Source organism: Bradyrhizobium sp. 26S5 (assembly GCF_036923295.1).
Taxonomy (GTDB): domain Bacteria; phylum Pseudomonadota; class Alphaproteobacteria; order Rhizobiales; family Xanthobacteraceae; genus Bradyrhizobium; species Bradyrhizobium septentrionale.
In genome coordinates, this window is sequence record NZ_CP145948.1 from 6946595 (window position 1) to 6971364 (window position 24770).

At 64.8% G+C, this 24770-nt stretch carries 25 protein-coding genes; 14 read left to right on the plus strand and 11 right to left on the minus strand.

Annotation, left to right across the window (positions count from 1 at the left end; translation table 11 throughout):
- Window positions 1-119 precede the first annotated feature (119 nt).
- Complete coding sequence (locus V5279_RS32810; protein ID WP_338691266.1) at window positions 120-1310, minus strand: integrase core domain-containing protein; 1191 nt, start codon at window positions 1308-1310, stop codon at window positions 120-122.
- A gap of 282 nt (window positions 1311-1592) precedes the next feature.
- On the opposite strand from V5279_RS32810, the gene V5279_RS32815 reads away from it, so the two are divergent.
- Entirely contained in the window at window positions 1593-3278 is a 1686-nt protein-coding gene (locus tag V5279_RS32815; protein WP_338691267.1) for a SulP family inorganic anion transporter, read from the plus strand.
- Here the strand turns inward: V5279_RS32815 and V5279_RS32820 are convergent.
- The 3 genes from V5279_RS32820 to V5279_RS32830 form a co-directional block, all read right to left on the minus strand.
- Complete coding sequence (locus V5279_RS32820; protein ID WP_338691268.1) at window positions 3275-3673, minus strand: hypothetical protein; 399 nt, start codon at window positions 3671-3673, stop codon at window positions 3275-3277. The genes V5279_RS32815 and V5279_RS32820 overlap by 4 nt on opposite strands.
- A gap of 151 nt (window positions 3674-3824) precedes the next feature.
- The gene (locus tag V5279_RS32825; protein ID WP_338691269.1) at window positions 3825-5180 is read right to left on the minus strand and encodes a Spy/CpxP family protein refolding chaperone; all 1356 of its coding nucleotides are present in this window, start codon (window positions 5178-5180) and stop codon (window positions 3825-3827) included.
- 150 nt (window positions 5181-5330) lie between these two features.
- The gene (locus V5279_RS32830) at window positions 5331-6755 is read right to left on the minus strand and encodes an FAD-binding oxidoreductase (protein ID WP_338691270.1); all 1425 of its coding nucleotides are present in this window, start codon (window positions 6753-6755) and stop codon (window positions 5331-5333) included.
- A 130-nt stretch (window positions 6756-6885) separates the two neighbouring features.
- Between V5279_RS32830 and V5279_RS32835 the strand changes: the two genes are divergently transcribed.
- The gene (locus V5279_RS32835) at window positions 6886-7407 is read left to right on the plus strand and encodes a thioesterase family protein (RefSeq protein WP_338691271.1); all 522 of its coding nucleotides are present in this window, start codon (window positions 6886-6888) and stop codon (window positions 7405-7407) included.
- 12 nt (window positions 7408-7419) lie between these two features.
- On the opposite strand, the gene V5279_RS32840 is transcribed toward V5279_RS32835, so the two are convergent.
- Window positions 7420-7593 (minus strand): DUF1328 domain-containing protein, encoded by a 174-nt coding sequence (locus V5279_RS32840; protein ID WP_021077209.1) that lies wholly within the window; start codon window positions 7591-7593, stop codon window positions 7420-7422.
- A gap of 292 nt (window positions 7594-7885) precedes the next feature.
- Here V5279_RS32840 and V5279_RS32845 point away from each other — a divergent pair, with 292 nt between their 5' ends.
- The 5 genes from V5279_RS32845 (at window position 7886) to V5279_RS32865 (ending at window position 13520) form a co-directional block, all read left to right on the plus strand.
- Window positions 7886-10516: an ATP-dependent helicase gene (locus V5279_RS32845; RefSeq protein WP_338691273.1), complete on the plus strand. Its 2631-nt coding sequence runs from the start codon at window positions 7886-7888 to the stop codon at window positions 10514-10516.
- A 76-nt stretch (window positions 10517-10592) separates the two neighbouring features.
- The gene (locus tag V5279_RS32850; protein ID WP_338691274.1) at window positions 10593-11006 is read left to right on the plus strand and encodes a hypothetical protein; all 414 of its coding nucleotides are present in this window, start codon (window positions 10593-10595) and stop codon (window positions 11004-11006) included.
- Window positions 11003-11686, plus strand: coding sequence for an OmpA family protein (locus V5279_RS32855; RefSeq protein WP_338691275.1), 684 nt, complete (start codon window positions 11003-11005; stop codon window positions 11684-11686). Before V5279_RS32850 ends, V5279_RS32855 begins: the two co-directional genes overlap by 4 nt.
- A gap of 152 nt (window positions 11687-11838) precedes the next feature.
- The gene (locus V5279_RS32860; protein ID WP_166304896.1) at window positions 11839-12762 is read left to right on the plus strand and encodes an ABC transporter ATP-binding protein; all 924 of its coding nucleotides are present in this window, start codon (window positions 11839-11841) and stop codon (window positions 12760-12762) included.
- Window positions 12759-13520 carry an ABC transporter permease gene (locus tag V5279_RS32865; RefSeq protein ID WP_166304893.1) on the plus strand — a complete coding sequence of 254 codons (762 nt, stop codon included), beginning with the start codon at window positions 12759-12761 and terminating at the stop codon, window positions 13518-13520. Before V5279_RS32860 ends, V5279_RS32865 begins: the two co-directional genes overlap by 4 nt.
- 123 nt (window positions 13521-13643) lie before the next feature.
- Here the strand turns inward: V5279_RS32865 and V5279_RS32870 are convergent, their stop codons facing one another.
- Window positions 13644-13973 (minus strand): hypothetical protein, encoded by a 330-nt coding sequence (locus V5279_RS32870; protein WP_338691276.1) that lies wholly within the window; start codon window positions 13971-13973, stop codon window positions 13644-13646.
- 302 nt (window positions 13974-14275) lie between these two features.
- Here V5279_RS32870 and V5279_RS32875 point away from each other — a divergent pair, with 302 nt between their 5' ends.
- Window positions 14276-15067: a L,D-transpeptidase gene (locus V5279_RS32875; RefSeq protein WP_338691277.1), complete on the plus strand. Its 792-nt coding sequence runs from the start codon at window positions 14276-14278 to the stop codon at window positions 15065-15067.
- A gap of 258 nt (window positions 15068-15325) precedes the next feature.
- Window positions 15326-16177: an alpha/beta fold hydrolase gene (locus tag V5279_RS32880; protein ID WP_338691278.1), complete on the plus strand. Its 852-nt coding sequence runs from the start codon at window positions 15326-15328 to the stop codon at window positions 16175-16177.
- Between the two features lie 91 nt (window positions 16178-16268).
- Here V5279_RS32880 and V5279_RS32885 read toward each other — a convergent pair whose 3' ends face one another.
- Window positions 16269-16826 carry a DUF308 domain-containing protein gene (locus tag V5279_RS32885; protein WP_166304884.1) on the minus strand — a complete coding sequence of 186 codons (558 nt, stop codon included), beginning with the start codon at window positions 16824-16826 and terminating at the stop codon, window positions 16269-16271.
- Window positions 16827-16964: 138 nt separating this feature from the next.
- Here V5279_RS32885 and V5279_RS32890 point away from each other — a divergent pair, with 138 nt between their 5' ends.
- Complete coding sequence (locus V5279_RS32890; protein ID WP_338691279.1) at window positions 16965-17552, plus strand: TetR/AcrR family transcriptional regulator; 588 nt, start codon at window positions 16965-16967, stop codon at window positions 17550-17552.
- A 17-nt stretch (window positions 17553-17569) separates the two neighbouring features.
- On the opposite strand, the gene V5279_RS32895 is transcribed toward V5279_RS32890, so the two are convergent.
- Window positions 17570-19834, minus strand: a complete 2265-nt coding sequence (locus V5279_RS32895) for a fused MFS/spermidine synthase (RefSeq protein WP_338691280.1) — start codon at window positions 19832-19834, stop codon at window positions 17570-17572.
- A 179-nt stretch (window positions 19835-20013) separates the two neighbouring features.
- On the opposite strand from V5279_RS32895, the gene V5279_RS32900 reads away from it, so the two are divergent.
- A complete protein-coding gene (locus tag V5279_RS32900; RefSeq protein ID WP_338691281.1) occupies window positions 20014-21615 on the plus strand; it encodes an NAD(P)/FAD-dependent oxidoreductase in 1602 nt (533 codons plus the stop codon).
- Between the two features lie 374 nt (window positions 21616-21989).
- Here the strand turns inward: V5279_RS32900 and V5279_RS32910 are convergent, their stop codons facing one another.
- Together V5279_RS32910 and V5279_RS32915 are read right to left on the minus strand one after the other, a co-directional pair.
- Window positions 21990-22301 carry a hypothetical protein gene (locus V5279_RS32910; RefSeq protein ID WP_338691282.1) on the minus strand — a complete coding sequence of 104 codons (312 nt, stop codon included), beginning with the start codon at window positions 22299-22301 and terminating at the stop codon, window positions 21990-21992.
- Between the two features lie 105 nt (window positions 22302-22406).
- Window positions 22407-22571, minus strand: coding sequence for a Flp family type IVb pilin (locus V5279_RS32915; protein ID WP_166214980.1), 165 nt, complete (start codon window positions 22569-22571; stop codon window positions 22407-22409).
- A 173-nt stretch (window positions 22572-22744) separates the two neighbouring features.
- Here V5279_RS32915 and V5279_RS32920 point away from each other — a divergent pair, with 173 nt between their 5' ends.
- From V5279_RS32920 to V5279_RS32930, 3 genes are all read left to right on the plus strand, one after another.
- Window positions 22745-23629, plus strand: coding sequence for a 50S ribosomal protein L11 methyltransferase (locus V5279_RS32920; RefSeq protein WP_338691283.1), 885 nt, complete (start codon window positions 22745-22747; stop codon window positions 23627-23629).
- A gap of 1 nt (window position 23630) precedes the next feature.
- A complete protein-coding gene (locus V5279_RS32925) occupies window positions 23631-24134 on the plus strand; it encodes a hypothetical protein (protein WP_338691284.1) in 504 nt (167 codons plus the stop codon).
- A 79-nt stretch (window positions 24135-24213) separates the two neighbouring features.
- On the plus strand, window positions 24214-24483 hold the full coding sequence (locus V5279_RS32930; protein WP_338691285.1) for a hypothetical protein: 270 nt from the start codon (window positions 24214-24216) through the stop codon (window positions 24481-24483).
- Window positions 24484-24490: 7 nt separating this feature from the next.
- Here the strand turns inward: V5279_RS32930 and V5279_RS32935 are convergent, their stop codons facing one another.
- A complete protein-coding gene (locus tag V5279_RS32935; RefSeq protein WP_338691286.1) occupies window positions 24491-24700 on the minus strand; it encodes a hypothetical protein in 210 nt (69 codons plus the stop codon).
- Window positions 24701-24770 lie beyond the last annotated feature (70 nt).

Genomic DNA, 24770 nt, shown 5'->3' on the forward strand with positions numbered 1-24770 from the left:
GGAGGTCGCATCGCATCGAAGATGCGGTGCGGGTGGGGGCTCTCTCCACGACGTGACTCGTGTGTTCAACCGGCATGATTCCCGACATTTTGGACCGGCATGATCCCCGACAGTTTGGGTTAAGCGGTCTGTTCGCCCGGTTCGCGCAGCCCCTCACGAGGCGGAGCGAACCGGGTGAACAGGCCGCGGCGGTCGATGAGACCGACGTCGAGGTCGCAGAAGCGGACGACGTGGTCACCGGTATCGAGTTCGGCGATGCCGACAAGTTCGTTCACCAGCGCCTGACCGATAAAGACGAACTTGCCTTTCCATTTAATCTCCCCATTGCCGCGAACACGGCGGGCCTGGTGATCGGCGTCATACCAGGGGTCTTGCTCGCGATCCGGCATGGTGCGTTGAGATGCTCGATAGGCGTCCTCCGGCGGCCGTTGGCCCAGCGCTTCGTGAGGACGTTCCTTATTGTAATGCTCTCGGAAGGCGTCAAAGCGGGCCTGTTGCTCGGACGCATTATCTGCCGGTGGGCTCGATGTTTGCGCCTTCAAGGTGCGATGCATGCGCTCATGGCGACCGTTCTCCTGCGGCGAGGCCGGACGGATGAAGTGCGGCGTAATGCCGAGCTTCAGCCACCAGACCGACAATGTGGTGAGACCGCCGGCGCCGCGCGAGCCGAACGGCGAACCATTGTCGCAGCGGATTGCCCGCGGCAGGCCATGCTCGCGGAAAGCCCTCTCGAAGCGGGGGCGGACGCCCTCGGTCGTCGGTGCGACGATCTGCAGTTCGATCAGGAAGCGACTGTGGCTGTCAGCCACCGTCAACGGATCAATCCGGCACTGGTCGCGGGTGCGGAACCAACCCTTGAAGTCCACGCTCCACTCGTCGTTCGGCTCCTGCACCGGCGTGCAGGGACGCCGCTGGTCGAGCGGACGGCGGCGGCGCTTCACCGGCGAGATCAGCCCCGCGCGCTTGAGAATGCTCCCAATCGTCGACGCCGCCGGCCAATCGATCTCCGGCGCCTGGCGGTCAAGCAGGGCGAGCAGCTTGCGCGGTCCCAGATAGGGAAAGCGCTGCCGAGCCGCGATCACCTTCTCTGCAATCGCCGCATCGGTCGTTTGTCGGCATTGCTGCGGCGCGTGCGAACGGTCCCTGAACCACTCCGGATCGCCGCTCTGCTTCCGCTGGCGCCATGCGTAAAACGTGTCGCGGCAGATACCGTGACGGCGGCACAACTCCGACACGCTCCAGTTCCCGCTCTCGTACTCCATAAGCATCCGGATACGCCCTTCCATCCGACTGGTCTCTCTGAACGGCATCGTCGGGCCCTCCCGCCGATGCTTCTAGAAACCTGTCGGCAATCATGCCGGTCTAAACTGTCGGGTATCTATCCGGTCTGTACCGCGGAGAGAGCCCCCACCCCAACCCTCCCCCGCAAGCGGGAGAGGGAGCGCACCGCCGTCGCGACCGCTATTCAAGCTAATCTCATCATGTTCTAGTCGTCACCCTTCGCGGCTGCACACAGCCCGACGCCGCTGGCTTTTACGCGCGCGATGTCGGACTATTTCCGCAGGAATCGCTGTCATCCACGTGGGAGACCGATGGGCCAGGATCATCCGACACGCGCCAGCTGGCCGGTCTTCCGTTCGCTGGCCGCATTCCGGCCGAGCGACCTGCCCGGCGATCTGATCGCCGGGCTGACGCTTGCCGCGATCGCGATCCCGGAGCAGATGGCGACCGCGCGGCTTGGCGGCTTCTCGCCGCAGATCGGCTTCTTTGCCTTCATGGCGGGCTCGCTCGGCTTTGCGATGCTCGGGGCCAACCGCTTCCTGTCCTGCGGCGCCGATTCCACGATCACGCCGATCTTCGCGGCGGGGCTCGCGCTGATGGCGACCGCAGGCTCACCCGACTATCAATCGCTGGCGATGGCGCTGGCGCTGATGGTCGGTGCGATCATGATCGCCGGCGGCCTGTTCAAGCTCGGCTGGGTCGCCAATCTGCTGTCGACGCCGGTGACGGTCGGCTTCCTCGCCGGCATCTCCGTCCACATCCTGGTCTCGCAACTGCCCGGCGTGCTCGGCCTGACCACGCCGGACGGGCCGACGCTGTACAAGCTCGGGGTTCTCGCTGCAGAGATCGGCCGCACCAATTTCTACACGCTGGCGATCGGCCTCGGCGTGCTGGCGCTGGTCGCGGGATCGGAGAAGATCAGCGCGCGCATTCCGGGCGCGCTGATCGGCCTTGTCGTGGCCACCATCGCTGTCATCGCCGGCCATCTCGAAAGCAAGGGCGTCAAGGTGGTCGGCATCGTGCCGGGGTCGCTGCCGAAGCCGTCGTTTCCCGACATCGCACCGGAGCGATGGATCAAACTGCTGTCGCTGGCGATCCTGATCGCCATCGTGGTCATGGTGCAAACCGCGGCGACGACGCGTTCGTTTCTGTCGGATCCGGACAAGCCGGCCGACGTCGATCGCGACTTCCTCGGCGCCGGTGCCGGCAGCCTCTTGTCCGGCCTGTTCGGCGCCTTCCCCGTCAACTCCAGTCCGCCGCGCACCGGCATCGTCTCGGAGACCGGCGGACGCACCCAGCTCGCCGGGCTGTTCGCCGCGACAATCGTGCTCGCGCTGCTCGCGTTCGGCGCGACGCTGCTAAAGCACGTGCCTGACGCTGCGCTCGGCGGTGTGCTGCTGTTCGTGGCGCTGCGCATCATCCGCGTGAAACAGATCGTCGCGATCTTCCGCCAGTCGTTCTACGAATTCCTGCTGGTGATCGCGACGGCGGCCGCGATCATCGTGCTGCCGATCGAGCAAGGCGTCGCAGTCGGCATCGCGCTGTCGCTGCTGCACGGCATCTGGACCACGACGCGGGGCCAGCTGGTGGAATTCGTCCACGTGGCTAGCACCACGATCTGGTGGCCGACAGGTCCGCACGTCACCGGCGAGCGCAAGCCCGGCATTGCCGTCGTCGGCCTGCAGGCGCCGCTGTCGTTCCTCAACGCGGAAGGCTTTCACAGCGACGTGCTCAAGACCATCGGCACGGCGACGCCGAAGCCGCTTCTGCTGGTGATCGAGGCCAGCGGCATGATCGAGATCGATTTCACGGCGGCGCAGGCGCTGCGCGATCTGTTTCGCGAATGCCGCGATGACGGCGTGACGGTGGCGGTGGCGAGGCTCGAATCCACACGCGCGCAGGACGCGTTCGAGCGCTTCGATCTCTACGCGGTTCTGCCGCGGGATCACGTCTTCCGCAGCGTCGACGAAGCGGTGCGGGCGCTGGGCCCGAGCTAGCCTGGCGAAGGCTCGCCCTCGAGCGTCGGATGCTCCTTCAGGACGTCGGCCTTGATGGAATTGGTGTGGATGGCGCGGAACAGCGCCCGCCCCGTCTTGATGTTGTTGGCCTTCATGCAGAGGCTGACGATCTCGCGCACCGCGGAATCCCGCATCATCTCGTCGGTTATCTTCATCGCGATCTCCATCGCGGTCCTGGCGGCACGCTCGTAGCGCTCTCGCTCGACCCGATGCTTGTTCGGCGAACGCTTCTCGGGCGCCCCGACCGCCTCGGCGCAGCCGGCGGCATCGCGGCAGATCGCGCGGATCCGCTGCGCAGCCTCGATATCGCCGAGCGGCTGCTCGACGGGATCATCCCAGATGTCTTTGCGCTTCGCCTTGCTGAACATCCACATCGCCGTACCCCGAAAGCGCGGCGAGCATAGCTGGCCTAGGCACAACCTGTGAACCGCAGAGTCCTCTCGGCGCAAGAGCGAGATGCTGGCTATGGCATCATGGCCACACCGGAACAGCCGATCCGGCGAGTGACTTGATATCACACGCGCATCAAGCCGATCGTTGCGGCCCGATCGCCTCGAACTGCGCCTTTTGCTCGTCACTGAGGGTGGCGTAGAAACTCTCAAGCGCGGCACGGACATCCTTGACGGCCTGCAGCATGACGTCGAGCCGCTTCGCAACGGAGGCGAGACGCGCCGGCGGGGTCATCGCCTCGTTGGCCTGGCACGCCGCCTTCAGTTTGCGGGCCGCATCGGCGCTGGTGTCCTGCAGCGCCTGGAGCGCCGCGCGCTGGGTGTCGTTGAGCTGCATCCGGGCCTGGATCTCGCTCGTCGGCCAGTCCTGCGCGGCGCCCTGCGCAGCGCCGCAGTTCCGGGCAACCGCCGCGTTCTGATCACCTTTGGGATCGCGCGCCGCGGCTTCCTTGCGCTGGCTGTCGGCGAGCGCGTTGAACCGCGCCTTCTGCTCGTCGTCGAGCAGGCCGTAGAATTTCTCCAGCGGCGGCCTGACGGTTGCGACTGCCGTCACCATCGCTTCGATCCGCTGCTGCATGGCGGCGAGGCGGTTCGGCGCGGTCAACACCACCTGCGCAGGACATGCCGCCCGAATGCTGCGGGCGGCTGCGAGCGATGCTTCGCCGAGTTCGCCGAGCGCAGCCAGCTGCGCCTCGGTCGGCTGCACCGTATCCGCAATCTGATCCACCGGCAGGCCGGCGATCGAGCGGCTGTCATTGCCACACATCTCCTCGATCCGTCCGCCGCCGCGATATCGGCGGCCCGGCCTGCGATCGGGCAGATAGCCCCTGAGATCGTCATAACCATAGGGACCGAAGATGCCGGCATAGATGTCCGGATAGCCGTAGCCCCAGAATCCGAGATCGTCGCCCCAGACCGCGTAGTCATAGATGTCGTTGTAGGCGAACGGCCAGAACAGCGGGCCGACCCAGCCATAGCCGCCGCCGGAATGCTGCCACCAGCCATTGGCAACCGTCCCGCCGTGCCAGCCGGCGAGCGCCGCGGCCGCGGCGATCTGCGCACGCGCCGCCGGGTTGCTCAACAGCCGGCCGTTGCGCAATGCGCCGTTGCGCGACAGCGAGTTGAACGCATTGCGCATGTTGCCGGGATGGCCGAAATTTGCCGCCCCGCGCGACACGAAGGCGCCATGGCCGGCGAAGCCTGATCGCGGGATCGCGTGCGAACGGCCGAACCCGCCATGATGGCCGCCGCCGAAATGCATGTGGCCAAAGCCATGCCCGCCATGTCGATGACCACCGCCATGTCCGTGGCCACCGCCGTGCCCATGACCGCCGCCGTGCCCATGACCGCCACCATGGCCTCCTCCATGGCCGCCACCGTGTCCGCCACCGCGGGCGATCGCGTCGCCCGACAGCGCCATGGCAACGATCATGACTGCAATTCCGATTGCCCGTCCGATCACTTCTGTCTCGCTCCGCGCCAATACACTACGGCACAGGAAAGACGCCGGACGGACGGAAAAGTTCCCCGCGATCGCAGCGCGCAACCGCTCGCGGATACTGCGCTGCTGAGTAATGACGCCTCAGGCGGCCGGGACGATCTTTCCGGGATTGAAGATGTTCTGCGGATCGAGTGCCTGCTTCAGCGCCCGCATCGCGTCGAGCGCCTCCACCCCGAGCTCGGCCTTCAGGTATTTCTGCTTGCCCTGGCCGATGCCGTGCTCGCCGGTGCAGGTGCCGCCCATCGCTTGCGCGCGTTCGACCAGACGATGCATGAACTCCTCGCCACGCGCCATCTCGTCCTTGTTGTCGATGTCGCAGACCAGCGAGCAGTGGAAATTGCCGTCGCCGACATGGCCGACGATCGGCGAAAGCAGATTGAGCCGCTTCAGATCGTCCTCGGTCTCGGTGACGCAGTCGGCAAGCCGCGAGATCGGCACGCAGACGTCGGTCGCGACGACGCCGATGCGGTCGCCGGGACGCAGCGCCTTCACCGACCAGTAGGCGTCGTGCCGGGCCTGCCACAGCCTGGTGCGGTCTTCCGGCTTGGTGGTCCAGGAGAAGTCGCCGCCGCCGCATTCGGCGGCGATGTCGCGGAAATTCTTCGACTGCTCGGCAACCTCCACCTCGCTGCCGTGGAATTCCAAAAGCAGCAGCGGCGTCTCCGGCAGCGACAGTTTTGAATAGCTGTTGCAGGCCTTCACTTGCTCGGCGTTGAGCAGCTCGATGCGGGCGACCGGGATGCCGGTCTGGATGGCGAGGATGGTCGCCTGGCAGGCGCCGCGCACCGTCTCGAACGAACAGGCCGCGGCTGCGATCGTTTCGGGAATACCGCGCAGCTTGATGGTGAGCTCGGAGATGATGCCGAGCGTGCCTTCAGCGCCAATGAACAGATGCGTCAGGTCGTAGCCGGCCGACGACTTCTTGGCCCGCGTGCCTGTGGTGATGATCTCGCCGTCGCCGCGCACCACCTTCAGCGCCAGCACGTTCTCGCGCATGGTGCCGTAGCGCACCGCGTTGGTGCCGGAGGCGCGGGTCGAGGTCATGCCGCCGAGCGAAGCGTCGGCGCCGGGGTCGATCGGGAAGAACAGGCCCTGGTCGCGCAGATGCTCGTTCAGCGCCTTGCGCGTCACGCCGGGCTGGATCACGCAGTCGAGGTCCTCGGCATGCACCTCGAGCACCTTATTCATGTCGCGCAGATCGATGCAGACGCCGCCCGCCGGCGCATTGACCTGGCCCTCGAGCGAGGTTCCGGTACCGAACGCGATGACCGGCACGCGGCTTGCGGCGCAGATCCGCACCACGTCCTGAATGTCAGCCGTCTCCTGCGCCATCACCACCGCGTCCGGCGGCTGGTTCGGCAGCCATGTGGTGGTATGGGCGTGCTGTTCGCGCACCGCTAAAGACGTGACGAGCCGGTTGCCGAACCGTGCCGCCAGCGCGTCGATCGCGCGCTTCAGGGCCTGCGGCTCAGGTCGCGTCAAATTGCTCGAAATCGTTGTCGCCACGTCAAATTTCCTCCCGGCTTTAGCCGACCGTGGCAAAGCTTGTATAAGGGGTCAAGAGAGCCGGACTTGAAAAAGTGGCCGCTGGAGTCACAGAAAAGCTCATGCTCGAACGCCAGCAAACCGGGGATGGATGATGACGTCAGTGACTGCCGCAAGCGAGGTGCCGATTCCGCCGGCCCCGTTCAAATCCTCGCTGATGCAGATCGAGCCGCAATGGATCGATTATAACGGCCATCTCAACATGGCCTACTACAACGTGATGTTCGACCGCGCCATCGACGAGATGTGGCTGCAGCTCGGGATCGGGCCGGCCTACATGAAGGCGCGGCACTGCTCGACGTTCACCGCCGAGTGTCACGTCCGCTACTTGCGAGAGATTCATCTCGGTGATCCCGTGCAGGTCTCGGTGTTCCTGCTCGCCGCCGACGAGAAGCGGCTGCACACCTTCGAGGAGCTGCGCCACGCCACCGAGGGCTGGCTCTCGGCGACCTCGGAAAACCTCACGCTGCACATCGACATGGAGGCGCGCAAGGTAGCGCCGTTTCCGCCTGACATCCAGGCGCGCGCCCGGGCGATCGTGGAGAGCTATGCGGGCGTGCCGCGTCCGGAGGGCATCGGCCGCAACGTGGCGATGCCCTCCACCAAGAAGTAACCAAGCGCCGCGCTACACCCTTGTGCGGCCGCGCGCCAATCCGACCACCGCCGACACCAGGAACAGGATGATGGCGATGAAGAAGATCGCCTTGGCGATTTCGATCGAGGCGCCGGCGATGCCGCCGAAGCCCAGAATGCCCGCGATCAGGGCGATGACCAGGAATGTGACGACCCAGCTCAGCATGATCAAACCTCCGCTTCGTTTCCTCGTTCGTTTGCTGGCGCGAACCTCTGCCCGGCGCCGAGCCTGTTGAAACAATCCTGCGGGGAAACGCTGGTTCCCGACCGCGAAACCGCGAAATTTTCGCCGATTTCAGGAACCAGGCCGGTTGTACGCTGCTGCCAAAAGCGTTCCTGTCGGCCGCGATAAAACCTGTCAAAACGGCCGATCAGGCCCTATATGCCCCTCAATCCCTGTTAAGAAGGCTCCCCTTCACCGTCCCGCGGTGCCATCGTGGGGCCGAGACGATTCGCTGATGACCGAGCCGAGCAAATTGCCCCCCCACGGCGTTCCCGAGCACCAGCCGGTGGCTGGGGGCATCGCCGCGCGTGCGCGGGCGGCGGCGGGTCCGCAATATCTCCAGGGCCTCAATCCGGAGCAGCGCGAGGCGGTCGAGACGCTCGACGGCCCCGTGCTGGTGCTCGCCGGCGCCGGCACCGGCAAGACGCGGGTGCTGACCACGCGCATCGCGCATATCCTGAGCCAGGGCCGCGCGCGGCCGCACGAAATCCTGTCGGTGACCTTCACCAACAAGGCAGCGCGCGAGATGAAGCTGCGGCTCGGCCAGATGCTGGGCCAGGCGGTCGAGGGCATGCCGTGGCTCGGCACCTTCCACTCGATCGGCGGCCGCATCCTGCGCATCCATGCCGAGCTGGTGCAGCTCAAATCCAACTTCACGGTGCTCGACGTCGACGACCAGGTGCGGTTGCTCAAGCAGCTTCTGCAGGCCGAGAACATCGACGATAAGCGCTGGCCGGCGCGGATGCTGGCCGGCCTGATCGACAGCTGGAAGAACCGCGGGCTGTCGCCGTCGCAGGTGCCGTCGGGCGAGGCCGCCTCGTTCGGCAACGGCAAGGGCGGCAAGATCTACGCGACCTATCAGGAGCGGCTGAAGATCCTCAACGCCGCCGATTTCGGCGATCTGCTGCTCGAGAACATCCGCCTGTTCCGCGAGAACCCTGATGTGCTCCGGCAGTACCAGAACCGCTTCAAGTTCATCCTGGTCGACGAATATCAGGACACCAACGTCGCGCAGTATCTGTGGCTGCGGCTGCTGTCGCAGGCGCCGACGCAGCCCGGCCTGCCGCTGTCGGCGGTGATTCCGGGCGACCTTACCTCGCCCCGCTTGCGGGGAGAGGTCGGATTGCGCAGCAATCCGGGTGAAGGGGACTCTCCGCAGACCGTGCTCGCGGAAGCAGCCCCTCACCCCGACCCTCTCCCCGTGAAGGACGGGGAGAGGGAGCAGGCTCCCCTCAAGAACATCTGCTGCGTCGGCGACGACGACCAGTCGATCTACGGCTGGCGCGGCGCCGAGGTCGACAACATCCTGCGCTTCGACCACGATTTTCCGGGCGCCAAGGTGATCCGGCTCGAGCGCAACTACCGCTCGACCGGCCACATCCTGGCCGCAGCCTCGCATCTGATCGCGCATAATGAAGGCCGGCTCGGCAAGACGCTGCGCACCGAGGATGTCGACGGCGAGAAGGTCACCGTCACCGGCTCCTGGGATTCGGAGGAGGAGGCGCGCGCGATCGGCGAGGAGCTCGAGGAGCTGCAGCGCGCCGGCGAAAACCTCAACGACGTCGCCATTCTGGTGCGCGCCTCGTTCCAGATGCGCGAATTCGAAGACCGCTTCGTCACGCTCGGCCTGCCCTATCGCGTGATCGGCGGTCCCCGATTCTATGAGCGCGCCGAAATCCGCGATGCGCTGGCCTATCTGCGCACCATCAACTCACCGGCCGACGATCTCGCCTTCGAGCGCATCGTCAACGTGCCGAAACGGGGGCTCGGCGACGCCACCGTGCAGCTGCTGCACGACCATGCCCGCAAGCGCCGCATTCCGCTTTTCGAGGCGGCGCGCACCGTGGTCGAGACCGACGAGCTGAAGCCGAAAGCGCGCGGCTCGTTGCGCGATCTCGTCATGCAGTTCGACCGCTGGCGCGCCCAGCGCGAGGTTGTCTCACATACCGAGCTCGCCGAGATCGTGCTTGACGAGAGCGGCTATACCGAGATGTGGCAGAAGGACCGCTCGGCGGACGCCGCGGGCCGGCTAGACAACCTCAAGGAGCTGGTGCGTTCGATGGAGGAATTCGAGAACCTGCAAGGGTTTCTTGAACATATCTCACTGGTGATGGACCGCGACGGCGAAGCCGGCGACGAGGCGGTGTCGTTGATGACGCTGCATTCGGCCAAGGGGCTGGAATTCGACAATGTGTTCCTGCCGGGCTGGGAGGAAGGTCTGTTCCCGAGCCAGCGCACGCTGGATGAACAGGGCCGCGCCGGGCTCGAGGAGGAGCGCCGCCTCGCCCATGTCGGGCTGACCCGCGCCCGCCGCCGCGCAAAAATCTATTTCGCCACCAACCGCCGCATCCATGGCACCTGGTCGACCACGATCCCCTCGCGCTTCCTCGACGAGTTGCCGGCGCACAATGTCGAGATCACCGAATCCAAGGGCAGCTCGGGCTGGGGGGGCAGCGGCGGCTATGGCGCCTCGCGCTTCGACAACCTCGAATCATTCGGCTCGAGCTATTCGACCCCGGGCTGGCAGCGCGCCCAGGCCAACCGCAACCGCGGTGGCGGGGGGCGCAGCGGCGGCTTCGAGGAGCGGCAGTCGTCATTTTCAGGTTCGCGAAGCGATACCTCCACCTCGCGGAGCGATGGCTCCTCGGGCGGCTTCAATCGCAGTAAGCGCGGCCCCATGGTGATCGAGGGCGAGCTGGTGGCGAAATCCACCGGCACGGTGTCGGAATTCTCGCTGGAGGATCGGGTGTTTCACCAGAAATTCGGCTACGGCCATGTGGTGAAGATCGACGGCAACAAGCTGACCATCGCCTTCGAAAAGGCCGGCGAGAAGAAGGTGGTCGACAGCTTTGTGGAACGGGTGTGACAGAGTGGCCCTCCTTGGCGGCCTTCCCTGTTCGTAGCCCTTGACCCCAGTTGATTTCATGGGTTGAGATGTCCTCATGATCCGGGGTGGGTTTTTCCTTTTTGTCATCGCGCTCACTGCGCCGTCGCTGGCGGTCGCGGAGACGATGAGCTTTGGCGATTCGGCCGCGCAGCTCGCCAAGGCCTGCGGCGCTGACATCACCGCCAACTGCCGCGGCGTCAATCTCGACGCCACTCGCCTCAAGGAGTGCCTGTCGCGCAACCGCGACGTGATATCGCCGCAGTGCAAGGAGACGTACTTCTCCACCCTCGATGCGATCCAGAAGCGGATCGCGGCGCGCGTGACAGTGGCAAACGCCTGCACCCGCGAGATCGTCAAGGTCTGCAACGGCTCGACCAAGGAGACCAGCAAGGCGGTCCCCTGCCTCGTCGCAGCCAAGGGCGTCAGCCGCAATTGCGCCCAGGCGATCAATGACGCGGGGTATCAATGATGCGGCTGTCGACGGGCGGCTTGCGCGATCTTGGCCTTTTGGGTCTGCTCGGCGCGCTGACGTTGCTGGCGGCGCCGCTCGCGCAGGCGCAGACCGCGGTCACCCGCGACGACGTCATCGCCAAGCTCAATCATTTCGAGACCGACGCCGCGATCGACGTCCCGGCGCTGCGCCAGCAGACGCTCGAGCGATCGAAGTCGCGATCGAAGAACGAGCCGCCGCCGCAAAAGCGCCCGCCGATCGCTCCCGACCTGACCAAGCTGCCGGCGTTCAACGCCGACATCGCGTTCGACGTCGACACGCCGATCGTGATGCCGGAATCGTATCAGACCGTCGGACGGATCGCTGATGCGCTGACGCATTCCGCGCTGCTGCCCTACACCTTCCTGATCGTCGGCCACATGGAATCGACCGGACGGCGCGACAACAACGTGCTGCTGAGCCAGCGGCGCGCCGACGCGATCCGCGACATCCTGGTCAACACCTTCAAGATCGCGCCGAAGCGCCTGCAATCGGTCGGGCTCGGCGAAGAGCAGTTGCTCGACCCCGCCCGCCCCAACGCGCCGGTCAACAACCAGCTGCAGATCATGCTGGTCGCGAAGGTCGCCGACGAGCCGCCCGCGCACCCCGCGCCGGCGGCGGCCGCCAAGAAGCCGGCGAAGCCAGCCAAGAGACACTAGCGCGGCTTTTCCGCCACACTGCAGAATGAATTTTCTGCCTCGGCGAGCGATTGCGGAACAGATTGCGCGTTCCTATCTGCGCTTGACCCGCATCCCGCCCCGCCCAGGCTCCAGTCCGCGCGCGCCCCCCTCCCTCACGCTTTCGATCCTTCATGTCGCCGATCATTTCCGTATCCAATCTTTCAAAGACCTATGGCTCCGGCTTCAAGGCGCTGAAGGGCATCAACCTCGATATCGCCAAAGGCGAGATCTTTGCGCTGCTCGGGCCGAACGGCGCCGGCAAGACCACGCTGATCAGCATCATCTGCGGCATCGCCAATCCGAGCGAGGGCCGCATCACGATCGGCGGCCACGACATCATCGGCGACTATCGCGCGGCGCGGTCGATGATCGGCCTGGTTCCGCAGGAACTGCACACCGACGCGTTCGAATCGGTCTGGGCGACGGTCAGCTTCAGCCGCGGCCTGTTCGGCAAGCCGAAGAACCCCGCCCATATCGAGAAGGTGCTGCGCGACCTGTCGCTGTGGGACAAGAAGGACGACAAGATCATCACGCTGTCGGGCGGCATGAAGCGCCGCGTGATGATCGCCAAGGCGCTGTCGCACGAGCCGCAGATCCTGTTCCTCGACGAGCCCACTGCAGGCGTCGATGTCGAATTGCGCAAGGGCATGTGGGAAGTGGTTCGCACGCTGCAGGCTGCCGGCGTCACCATCATCCTGACCACGCACTACATCGAGGAAGCCGAGGAGATGGCCGACCGCATCGGCGTCATCAACAAGGGCGAGATCATTCTGATCGAGGACAAGGCGACGTTGATGCAGAAGCTCGGCAAGAAGCAGCTGACGCTGCACCTGCAGAGCAAGCTCGACGCGGTTCCGCCCGCGCTTGCCGCCTACCATCTCGAATTGTCCGACGACGGCCGCGCGGTGACCTACGACTACGATACCAAGGGCGACCGCACCGGCATCACCAGCCTGCTCAGCGACCTCCGCAATGCCGGTGTCCGCATCTCCGATCTGGATACGAAGCAGTCCTCGCTTGAAGATATTTTCGTCAGCATCGTGAGGGCGCCATGAACTACCGCGCAATCCGGGCCATCTATCTGTTCGAAATGGCGCGTACCTGGCGCACGCTGCTGCAGAGCATCGTCTCGCCCGTTGTCTCAACCTCGCTGTATTTCGTGGTGTTCGGCGCCGCGATCGGCTCGCGCATCACCGAGGTCGAGGGCGTCAGCTACGGCACCTTCATCGTGCCGGGGCTCGTGATGCTGTCGGTGCTGACGCAGAGCATCTCCAACGCCTCGTTCGGCATCTACTTTCCGAAATTCGTCGGCACGATCTACGAGATCCTGTCGGCGCCGATCTCCTATTTCGAGATCGTGATCGGCTATGTCGGCGCCGCCGCCACCAAGTCGATCATCCTCGGCCTGATCATCCTGGCGACCGCCGGACTTTTTGTGCCTTTGCATATCCAGCATCCGGTGTGGATGCTGACATTCCTGGTGCTGACCGCCGTCACCTTCAGCCTGTTCGGCTTCATCATCGGCATCTGGGCCGATGGCTTCGAGAAGCTGCAGATGATCCCGATGCTGGTGGTGACGCCGCTGACCTTCCTCGGCGGTAGCTTCTACTCGGTGAACATGCTGCCGTCGGGCTGGCGCACCATCACGCTGCTCAATCCCGTGGTCTATCTGATCTCCGGCTTCCGCTGGAGCTTCTACGAGATCGCCGATGTCAGCGTGCCGCTGAGCCTCGGCATGACCGTGGGCTTCCTGGTGGCGTGCATGGCCGTCGTGGCATGGATCTTCAGGACCGGCTACCGGCTGAAGAATTGACGTCCATAGTCCGGATGAAGCCAACGGGTCGCGCCAACGCGCGCCCGATGACAGGCGCCTGGCGATTTGGCAAGAGCGGCCCTGGATTTCGCTTGCGCTTCATCCGGGCTACGCACCTCTTCATCAATAACAATGGAAATGGCCGTGGCGGTAATAGCCGCGGCAACGATAGCCACGGCGGTAGCCACGATCCGGGATGCCGAACACGCCCTTGACCGCGCCCATGGCGCCGCCGACACCGGCGCCGACGGCGCCACCGACCACGCCGCCCACCGGACCGGCGACCCGGTTGCCTTCATAGGCACCCTCATGGGCGCCACGGACGATGCCCTGGGCATGGCCGGCATGGGGGACTGCCACCAGCGCCAAAGCGAGGACTGCGGCCGCAAGCAGGAGCCGCGCGGAGAGGCCGGCGGGTACGACGGCCGCGGTCTTAACCTTGGTATTGTTCATCTGGATTCCTTGAAGCTCGGCGCGATCGCGCCGCCGGGGCGGGATTGTGAAACGCCCATGCGGCCAGATGGTTGCGTGTTGGCGGCCAATTGCGGGCATCGTCGCGGCCTGCTCGCGAAAAAGTCAGGCCGCCGCGACCGGCGGGCCCGGCTTCGGCCTTGTTTGCGCCGTGCGCGGGATTAACGATGGCGCTCAAAGATGGCCTGGGTCCGCGACTGGAACCAAGTTCGGATTCCGTGCATATTGGTTGCCGGGGACGGAGAGCCGCGGCATCGCGATCAGGCCCGGAGGCCAAAGGTAAAATGCGTTCGTTCCTCATTGCGTTCACTTCCGTGATGCTTTTTGCGGCCGGCGCCGCGCAGGCCAAGGTCGATATCACCATCGACAAGGACAACCAGCAGATGACCGTCGCGGTCGACGGCGTCGCGCGCTATCACTGGCCGGTGTCGACCGGCATCCCCTCGCGCGAGACGCCGAACGGCAGCTTCCGCGCGTTCCGCATGGAAGAGGATCACTACTCCAAGGAATTCGACGACGCACCGATGCCGCACTCGATCTTCTTCACCAAGATCGGGCACGCGATTCACGGCACCGACTCGGTGAACCGGCTCGGCTCGCCGGCCTCGCATGGCTGCGTGCGACTGTCGCGCGACAACGCAACGACGCTCTACGCGCTGGTCCAGAAGCAAGGCGTGCTCAACACCACGGTGACGCTGACCGGCTCATCCCAGGTCGCACTGGCGCGCAATCCGCGTGGGCGCAACGGCACCGCCGTCGCCCGCCGCGCGCCGCAGCAAGACGAGCAGTACGGCACCGCCGCCGCCGGCGACCCCGTCGTGCTGACACCGCAGCCGCGCGAATATCCGGCGCAGGCCCGCGCCGACGACGGCTACATCTATCCGGCCGACGGCAGCTCGACTGCGCAGCGCTACCCGGCGCCGCCGTCAAGCCGCCGCGTCTACGACGCGCAGGGCTATGGCCAGCAACAATACTACGGCAACCAGGGCTACGCGCCGGCGCCGCAGGGCAATTACCAGCCGCGGCCGTACTACCAGCAGCAGCGCGGCTTCTACGGCAACAACTATCAGGACTGAGACGCTCTCCTGATCCGCTGACGGCGCCGCAGGCCGCGCGCCGTCAGTTCACGCTCCCCTCACCCGCTTGTGACCGTCGTAAAGAGCCCACCTCGTCGTGCGCCGTGGCCCGTCGTTGCATCGTCATCTGATTGTAAAATTAGCCCGATATTCGGCGGCAATAGCGCCCGCCTTGGCCTCTGGAGGCCGATTCACGCGGAGTACCTGATGACATCAGGGCGAGAAGCGCGGGTCACGTAGGCAGTATCAGAGGTCGAAATGAAACGGGGCTTCATTGTCCTTTGCCTGTGCGTCGTGGCGATGGCCGGCTATTTCACGACGGACCGATGGGCCATCCGTCACACGATGCTGACGTTCCATGACGTGCTGCGCGACGACCGCAACGTCACGGTCGAGGTCGCGGTCCGGCGTGACCGGCAGATGCAGGCGATGGCCGAGATGATCGAATTGCCGGTCGCGATCCTGAGCCACGGCAACACCGTCAAGAACACCGAGTATTCGTTCCTCACCAATCTGTTCGCGTCGCGCGGCTACCTCGTGGTCAGCATTCAGCATGATCTCGACAGCGATGCGCCGATGGTGACCCAGGTCGGCGAGGAATATGTCGGCCGCCGCATGCAATACAACCGCGGCGCCTTCAACATCATGTATGCGATCGATGAGCTCAAGAAGCTCTATCCGAACGCAAACTATCGCCAGCTGACGCTGATCGGCCACTCCAACGGCGGCGACATCTCGATGTTCTTCGCCAAGCAGCATCCCGAGCTGGTCAAGAAGGTGGTCACGCTGGACAATCTGCGCGTCCCCTTCATCACCGACGCGAGGATCAAGATCCTCTCGTTCCGCTCGAAGGACCCTCATTTCAAGGCGGACCCGGGCGTCGTCCCCGACGACGAGACCTGCGCCCGGCTCGGCATCAAGGTGGTCCGAACCGAGTTTCAGCACAACGACCTCAGCGACCGCGGCCCCGACAGCGCCAAGTCATCGATCCAGGCGGGGGTGGAGCAATTCCTCGACGAGGACGCCGGCGAGACCTCGCCGACGATGCCGCTGCTCGCCGCGTCAAGCCCGGACAAGGACAAGCCGGCGGCTGTGGCCGACGACAAGTAACGGGCGGTCGAACCGCCAGCTCGAGCTTCGGTTCTGATTCAATCAGAACCGAAGCTTCAGTGCCTGCGCGCTCTCCGATGCGAGGCCCCTCTTACGCATGCGCGTTGCGATAAGCTGTCGCAACGAGCCAGATTGCGGACACCAGGAAGTAGAACGCGCCGAACCCCGCATAGGGAGCGACATCCAGAATCGTTGGCGCGACGGTGCCAATGGATTGGCTGATCATGTAGCCACCGGCGAGGGCCGACTGCGCGCCGCTCAGGATCATTGCCCATTGCGCACCGTAATGACGCCAGCGCCTTGCTCCCGTGTACAGCTGCAGCAGACCGGAAAGGATCGCCCAGACTCCGAATATGGCCAGCACGGCATATGTGCTGTGGCTGACCGCTGCGATCACGGCGAGCGCTGTTACCGTGCTGACCGCGACGTTCAATGCCTGGGATGGGTTGGCCTTCAGACCGCCATTGACCCGGGCGTCTGCCAGATTGGCGATGGCGTCCCATGCCGGGTAGATCACGAGCAAAAACGCGGTGACGCCGGGTTGCCCCCTGAACAGAACGGCGGCGGCAACCCAGGCGATCGAGAATATGCCGCGGCCGAAATAATACGATCGCAACCAGGTGGATTGGGTCGAAAGGTGGCTTTGCATTGACAGGCTCCTTGCTTACCTTCCTACTAGTAGGTAGATGGCGCTTTTGAGTCAATGCGACGCTCGGACACCTTCTTGTGTGGGACGGGAGAGCTGGGATAGCTTGACAAGCTTACCTACTGGAAGGTAGGCGCCATTATGAACCCGACGATTTCGACTTCGGAAAAAATTCTCGATGTCGCCCAGTCTCTCATCGTCGCGGGAGGCTACAACGCGTTCAGCTATGCCGACATTTCGGATGCGATCGGCATCAGGAAGGCGAGCATTCACCATCACTTCCCGACCAAGGCCGAATTGGTCTCGGTGCTGGTGGATCGCTACCGGCGGCAGGCGGAACTGGGCCTGAGGTCTCTCCAGGAGCAGTTCTCGAGCCCGACCGAACAACTGCAGTCTTATCTGAACTTCTGGCAGACGTGCATTCGGGATGCCTCGCTGCCCTTCTGCGTCTGCGCGATGCTTGCCGGCGAGATGCCGATGTTGCCGGACGAGGTCGCTTCACGCGTCCGGGCTCATTTCCATGGTCTCGCAAGATGGCTGACGTCGGTGCTGCAGGCCGGCGCAGAGCAGCACTTATTCCACTTGAACAAGCGGCCGGAAGATGAGGCTCAAATGCTGATGGCATCGGTTCACGGCGCAATGCTCTCTGCGCGGGCGTTCAACGATCCCAAGCTGTTCGTCGCAATCGTCAACTCCCAGATCGCGAAGCTGCTGGGACCGGGCCGCTAGACCAAGTCCGACCAAGCCTATTGCTCGCCGTCGCGCAGGCGGCGGTACACCGCACCCAGCACGTTCGAATAATCGTCGGTCCAGACCCGCTGCTTCTCGTCGGCTTCGGTCTCGGTCCAGACATCCGACGATGCGAGCTTGCCGACATCGGCCTCCTCGCGGGCGGAGACCACGACCGAGGTCGAGAAGATGTACTCGTTGTCGCGGCCGGAATCCTCGCTATAGACCCAGCTCTTCATGTCATTGGCATCGGCGATGCCGACCACGACGCTGGACAGTTCGAGGTGACGGTTGGAGACGTGCATCACGACCGCGCCCTGCGGCGCCAGCTTCTCCTTGTAGATCGCCATCGCCTCCTCGGTGGCGAGATGGATCGGGATCGCGTCCGACGAATAGGCGTCGACGATGATGAGATCGTAGACGCCGTCCGGCTCCTTGGCGAAGGTCAGCCGCGCATCGCCGATCACGGGCTTGAGGTTCGGCTCGCAGTTCTGGATGTAGGTGAAGTATTTCGGGTCGCGCGCGGTGTCGACCATCGATTGGTCGATCTCGAAGAAACGCCAGTCTTCGCCGGGCACTGAGGCGCAGGTCAGCGTCCCCGAGCCGAGCCCGATCACTGCGACCTTCAGCGGCGCGCCCTTGCGCTCGCGGATCGCCGTGATCGCCTGCCCGATGCCGCCATCCTTGTGGTAGTAGCTGATCGGCTCCGGCCGCCCGGTGACCGGCGTGCCGTCGTCGTTCCTGAACTTCTCGACGCCGTGGATCGTGGTGCCGTGCATCAGCACGTGATACTGCCCGTTCGGCGTCACCACGATCTTGTGCACGCCGAAGAAGCTGCGCACGGTTTCGACGCGGCCGTCGTCGGACGGATAGGCGCGCAGCACCACCAGCGCGACGACGACGGTGGCAAATATCTTCCAGCGATTGGCGTTGAGCGCGAGCGCCAGCAGCGCCGAGAGCACGCCGACGGCGCCGATCATCCAGACCCTGCGGTCGTCGAGCCAGTTGAAGATGTCGCCCGCCGACCAGGATGGCGCGATCAGCGCCACCGCCAGCACCGCGAGGAACGGCCAGTACCAGGCGCTCCAGCGCGGCAGCCGCTCGGCGCCGCCGGGCGGCCGGCACAGCGCAGCGAGCGCCAGCAGGATCGGATATTCGGCGACCCAGGAGAAAGTAAAAGGCGCAATAAGCCCCGCGAACAGGCCGCCGACCATCCCGCCGAACGACAGCGCGACGTAGAAGCCGGTGAGATATTTCGCGGCCGGGCGGGTGCGCGCGAGTTCGCCGTGACAGGCCATCGCGATGATGAAGAAGCAGAGCTGATGGCCGCCGAGCGTGAGCAGCAGGTTCTGCTCGCCGCCGACCGCGAGCAGGATCACGACGCCGGCAATCGCCAGCGGCTGTGCCAGCAGCATCCATTTGTGCGGCAGCAGCGGCCGCGACTGGAACACCAGCACCCAGGTCAAGAGATACAGCGACAGCGGCAGCACCCAGAGCAAGGGGGCGGCGGCGACGTCGGTCGAGATATGCGCCGTCACCGCGATCAGCAGGCCGGACGGCACGGCGGCGAGGAAGACCCAGCGCGCCCGCTGCGGCCAGGACGGCGCCGTCGCGTTGGCGTCGTCGGCCGACATGTTGAGCGCGCCAGCATTGGCCGGCGATCGCAACAGCAGTACGCCACAGCCCGCGATCAGGACGATCAAAAGACCATAGCCGCCGGTCCAGATCAGGTTCTGGGTGCGCAACGTGAACATCGGCTCGAGCAGCACCGGATAGGACAACAGCGCCAGGAAACTGCCGATGTTCGAGGACGCGTAAAGAAAATACGGGTCGGGGCCATTGGGGTGGCCGGTGCGCACGAACCAGGCCTGCAGCAGCGGGTTGTTGGCGGCGAGCGCGAAGAACGGCAGGCCGATCGAGACCACGAACAGGCCGAGCAGCCAGATCGCATAGCCCGAAGTTGGCGGCTCGCCCCAGCCGCTCTTGATCGACAGCGGCAACGTCAGCAACGCAATGACGAGCAGCACGAGATGCACCACGATCGGCACGACACGGCTGTTCAGCTTCATCAGGAGATGCGCATAGGCATAGCCGCCGAGCAGCAGCGACTGGAAGAACACCATCGCCACCGACCACACCGCAGGCGAGCCGCCGAGCCGCGGCAGCACCATCTTGGTGAACAGCGGCTGCACCGAGAACAGCAACAGGGCGCTGACGAAGATCGCGGCGGTATAGACGACCAGCACCAGCCGGTTTCGCGAGGCGGACGGCTCAGATGTCATGAAAGCTCCGGCATGGACCCGGCGGGCGCCGGAAGCGGACGGTCCGGCGGCAGCGCACCGGAGGAGGCGAATTGAGCATAAGGCAGTATCACGGACAAGAAACCACGGTCACGCGGACTTGACGACGCGGCGCTGCGGCGCCACAGCACGTGCTCTAATCACTGCTTCTTGAAGCGGACATGAACGAGACAGACGTCGTCATCATCGGTGCGGGGCACAACGGCCTCACCTGCGCGGCCTATCTTGCGATGGCAGGGTTGCGGGTGAAGGTCGTGGAACGCCGCAAGGTGGTCGGCGGCGCCGCCGTCACCGAGGAGTTCTGTCCGGGATTCCGCAATTCGGTCGCCGCCTACACGGTCAGTTTGCTCAACCCGCAAATCATGTCTGACCTGAAACTTGCCGATCATGGCCTCAAGATCGTCGAGCGCCGCGCCCAGAACTTCCTCCCCGCGCCCGACGGCAGCTATTTGCTGACCGGCGAAGGCCGCACCCAGCAATCGGTCGCGAAGCTCAGCCTGCACGACGCGGGTGCAATCGGCGTCTTCTCCGGGGAACTCGAAGCCATCGCCGACGTGCTGCGCCAATTCGTGCTGCGTGCGCCGCCGAACCTCGTCGAGGGCTTTGGCGTCACTGCGATGAGTGAGGTCTTCAACGCGCTTGGCACCGCCAACATCCTGCGCAGGCTGTCGCTCGAGCAGCAGCGCGATCTGCTCGATTTGTTCACGCGCTCGGCCGGCGAGATGCTCGACGAGCGTTTCGAGAGCGATCTCGTCAAGGCGCTGTTCGGCTTCGACGCCATCGTCGGCAACTATGCCAGCCCCTACGCCGCCGGCTCGGCCTATGTGATGCTGCACCATGCGTTTGGCGAGGTGAACGGCAAGAAGGGGGTCTGGGGCCACGCGATCGGCGGCATGGGCGCGATCACCCAGGCGATGGCGCGCGCCGCACGCGGCCATGGCGTCGAGATCGAAACCGATGCGCCCGTGCGCGAGGTGATCGTCGAGAAGGATCGCGCCACTGGCATCATCCTCGACAATGGCGAGACCATCCGCGCCAAATACGTCGTCTCGAACGTCAATCCGAAGCTGCTGTACACGCGCCTGGTGCCGGCAGGCGCGCTGGCATCCGAATTCCTCGCGCGCATTTCACGATGGCAGAATGGTTCAGGCACGTTCAGGATGAACGTCGCGCTCAGCGCCCTGCCCTCGTTCACTGCGCTGCCCGGCCCCGGCGATCACCTCACCGCGGGAATCATCATCGCGCCAAGCCTCGGCTACATGGATCGCGCCTGGCGCGATGCCCGCGAATTCGGCTGGAGCCGCGCGCCCGTCGTCGAGGTGCTGATCCCCTCGACGCTCGACGACAGCCTGAGCCCGCCGGGCCAGCATGTCGCGAGCTTGTTCTGCCAGCACGTCGCGCCGCAATTGCCGGACGGAAAATCCTGGGACGACCATCGCGAGGAGGTCGCCGATCTGATAATCGCAACCGTCGACAGCTACGCCCCCGGCTTCGCAGGCAGCGTGGTCGGCCGCCAAATCCTGTCGCCGCTCGACCTGGAACGACAGTTCGGCCTCCTCGGCGGCGACATCTTTCACGGCGCGCTGACGCTGAACCAGTTGTTCTCGGCGCGGCCGATGCTCGGCCATGCCGACTACCGCGGCCCGCTCCGCGGCCTCTACCATTGCGGTTCCGGCGCCCATCCCGGCGGCGGCGTCACCGGCGCCCCCGGCCACAACGCCGCGCGAGCGATTCTATCGGACCACCGCGCGCTGTTCGCATAGGGCGGACGACGGACCGCGCGGTCATGGCGTGGCAAGCTGTGGACAGGTCTGTTGAGAAGCTGTGGATGGGCCGCGAGTGAACCGCGGTGCGTTGCGCTGGAAAGCCGGTGGAAGTCCCGGTGGACTGGCTGTGCAGTAGTCGCTGACAACCGAGGGGACAACGCCCCGCATATCCTGTTGGCAAGTCGCGTGTGGCTCTGTGGACGACCGGTAGTGTCTCCATACTGAGACACTACCGCCCGCCATGGCTGCTGGGCTCGTTTCGTCTCCACTGGAAATGAGCGACACCGTGACACTGATCGACAAGGCGGAAGGTGCGCCGAAGAAGCGAGGCCCTTACAGGAAGCGCCTAGAGGTCGCCAACTGAGGCGGTCTCAATTCAATTTCTTTCGAAGTTCGCCGATAATCTCTCGCTGACTGTCGGCGTACTCTTGGGCGGCGCCCTTGGCCTGATCGGTAGGACCCTCATCAGCAAGCGTGTCGAGCTGGCGTCTGATCTCGCTCTCCAATTTTTGCAGATTGTCGGCGGTCGGGCCGTCCGGATACGCCCCGGCGAGAGTGCGGCAGAATTTCAACTGCGCTTCTAGGGCACGTCGATCCCGTTCTCGGTTCATGCCACCGAGATTGGCACAAACTGCATATCCATTGAAGCTGATAAGGCCATAAAATGCCCCGATGACGCCCATTGGCTAGCGCCCGAATTTCAAACTGAGGCATTACCGGACGACCGGTTCAAAAGAAAACACCGGGCGTCGTTGCCCGGTGTTTGCTCGAGAACGCCGTCTGCGCAATTACTTCAGGGAACCGCTGATCGAGTTGAAGGTCCCGCTCAGCGCCGTGCCGACGCCATTCACCGCAGCGATGATGGCGATGGCAATGCCGGTCGCGATCAGTCCGTATTCGATGGCGGTCGCGCCGGATTCGTTCTTCAAGAACTTAACGATAAAAGCCTTCATTGCAGCCCTGCCCTTTGGTTGTGATGCCTTGGAGCAACGGGAGAGTTCCGCTGCCGGAACCAGTACTAGTACGGTAACATCTAAGGTTGTCTGAACCGGGAACCTATCAATTCTCGCGATATTCGAATGAATCCCGCTTGAAATTTTAACAAAAACCGCGCTACCGGCCTTCGATGACCCCATCCACACACCGCGCCAGCATCACCCTGTCAGACGAATCGACCGCAAAACGCGTGGTCGACGCGCTTTCCGAGTTGTTTTTCGAGGATCAGGCGGCCTTTGCAGCCTTCGAGCGGCCGGACGGCCGCTGGGACGTCACCGTCCATTTTGCCGACCCGCCGGACCAATCCTTGCTGCGCGAGCTGATCGGACAGGTAGTGCGGCAGGATGTCGCAGAGACTTTAGTCTTTGATATTGTTGAGGCAAAGGACTGGGTCAAGGCCAGCCTGGAGGACCTCGTCCCGGTCGCGGCCGGCCGCTTCATCGTCCACGGCCAGCATGACCGGCACAGGATTCCGCCCAACAAGCTCGGGATCGAGATCGAGGCGGCGCTCGCCTTCGGCACCGGCCATCACGGCACCACGCGCGGCTGCCTGCTGCTGCTCGACCACGTGCTGAAGGCCTATCAGCCCCGGCGCGTGCTCGATCTCGGCACCGGAACCGGCGTGCTGGGGATTGCCGCCGCCAAGGCACTGCACGGCCGGGTGCTGGCCAGCGATATCGATCCGCCGTCCGTCCAGGTCGCCGCGGAGAACGCCCGGCTCAACGGGGCAGGTCATCTGGTCGACGTGATCCGCGCCACCGGCTTTGCGTCGCCGCGCTTTGCCGGGGACGGGCCGTTCGATCTGGTGCTCGCCAACATCCTGGCCAATCCGCTGCGCCAGCTGGCGGGGCCGATGGCTCGCCACCTCGCTTCGTCGGCGCAGGTCATCCTCTCCGGCCTGCTGACCCACCAGGCGCCGGCTGTCATCGCCGCCTACCGCGCCCGCGGGCTGGTGCCGCTACGGCATCTCAGAATCGAGGGCTGGAGCAGCCTGCTGCTGCGCTCGGTGAGGTGACATGACCGCGACCGGCAGACAGTGCGGCGACTGCACGCTCTGCTGCAAGGTGATGGCGATCGAGGAACTGGCGAAGCCCGCCGACGCCTGGTGCGCGCATTGCAAGCCGGGGCGCGGCTGCCGGATCTACCCGAGCCGGCCGGAGGAATGCCGCTCGTTCAGCTGCGTCTGGCTCGTCAACGAACTCCTGGAGGAGCACTGGAAGCCCTCCCGGTCGAAGCTTGTCCTGACCACATCGGACGACGGCCTCGAGGTCAGATGCGATCCGGGCTTCCCGGACGCCTGGCGCAGGGAGCCGTTCCGCAATGAACTGAGGGAATGGGCGCTGTCCGGCGAGACGCTCGACATGACCGTCGTCGTCATCGTCGGTCAGCGCATCACGCTGCTGACGGCGGAGCGTGAATTCGATCTGGGGATCGTCGGGCCCGATGCGCGGATTGTGCGCGAGCTCGAAGGCACAAAGGTCGTCAACGTGACCGTGGCGAAGGCGTCCGACCTGGAATAGTCAGACCCCTGCAACGGCGGGCATCATCAAGCGTTGGTCCGCGATCCCGTTCGTGATCTCGGCGAAGGAGACCGTCCGCATGAAACGTCCCACTCGCGCTTTCACCATCGCGGCGATCTTCGCTGTCGCGTCTCCGGCGGTCGCCAACGCCCAAGGCGCCGGCATCCGCCTCGTCACCGACCGCAGCCATGCCGGCGAACCCTATCGCGGTCATCCAACCGGGCGTCATGACAGCCGGCCGCGGGTACGCAATGACGGTCGCGAGCGTGGCTGGCCCAGCGGATCATATCCTCTGGAGTACGAAGACCGGGACCGAGGCGTGTACCTCGGCCAGCGTCACGACGATTGAAGGAGAGCTATTTGGACGGCGCTGGATCGCGGCCGGGAGTCTCGACCTTGTCCTGACTGGCTGCGCGCCTGGCACGCGCCTCAACGAAACGGTCTAGCATCTGGACGATGACGCCACGTTGCTTCTGTTCGATCGGCGCGACCGGTCCGCGGGGGACCGGCGCGACCGGTCCGCGGGGGACCGGCGGCGAGATCTTCTCAAACGTGAATGCAGGCATCGTGCATCTCCTCACCGTTGAGTTGAGACACTCCTGGACACCCCCCGTACGCTTGACCAAGGACGCGCAG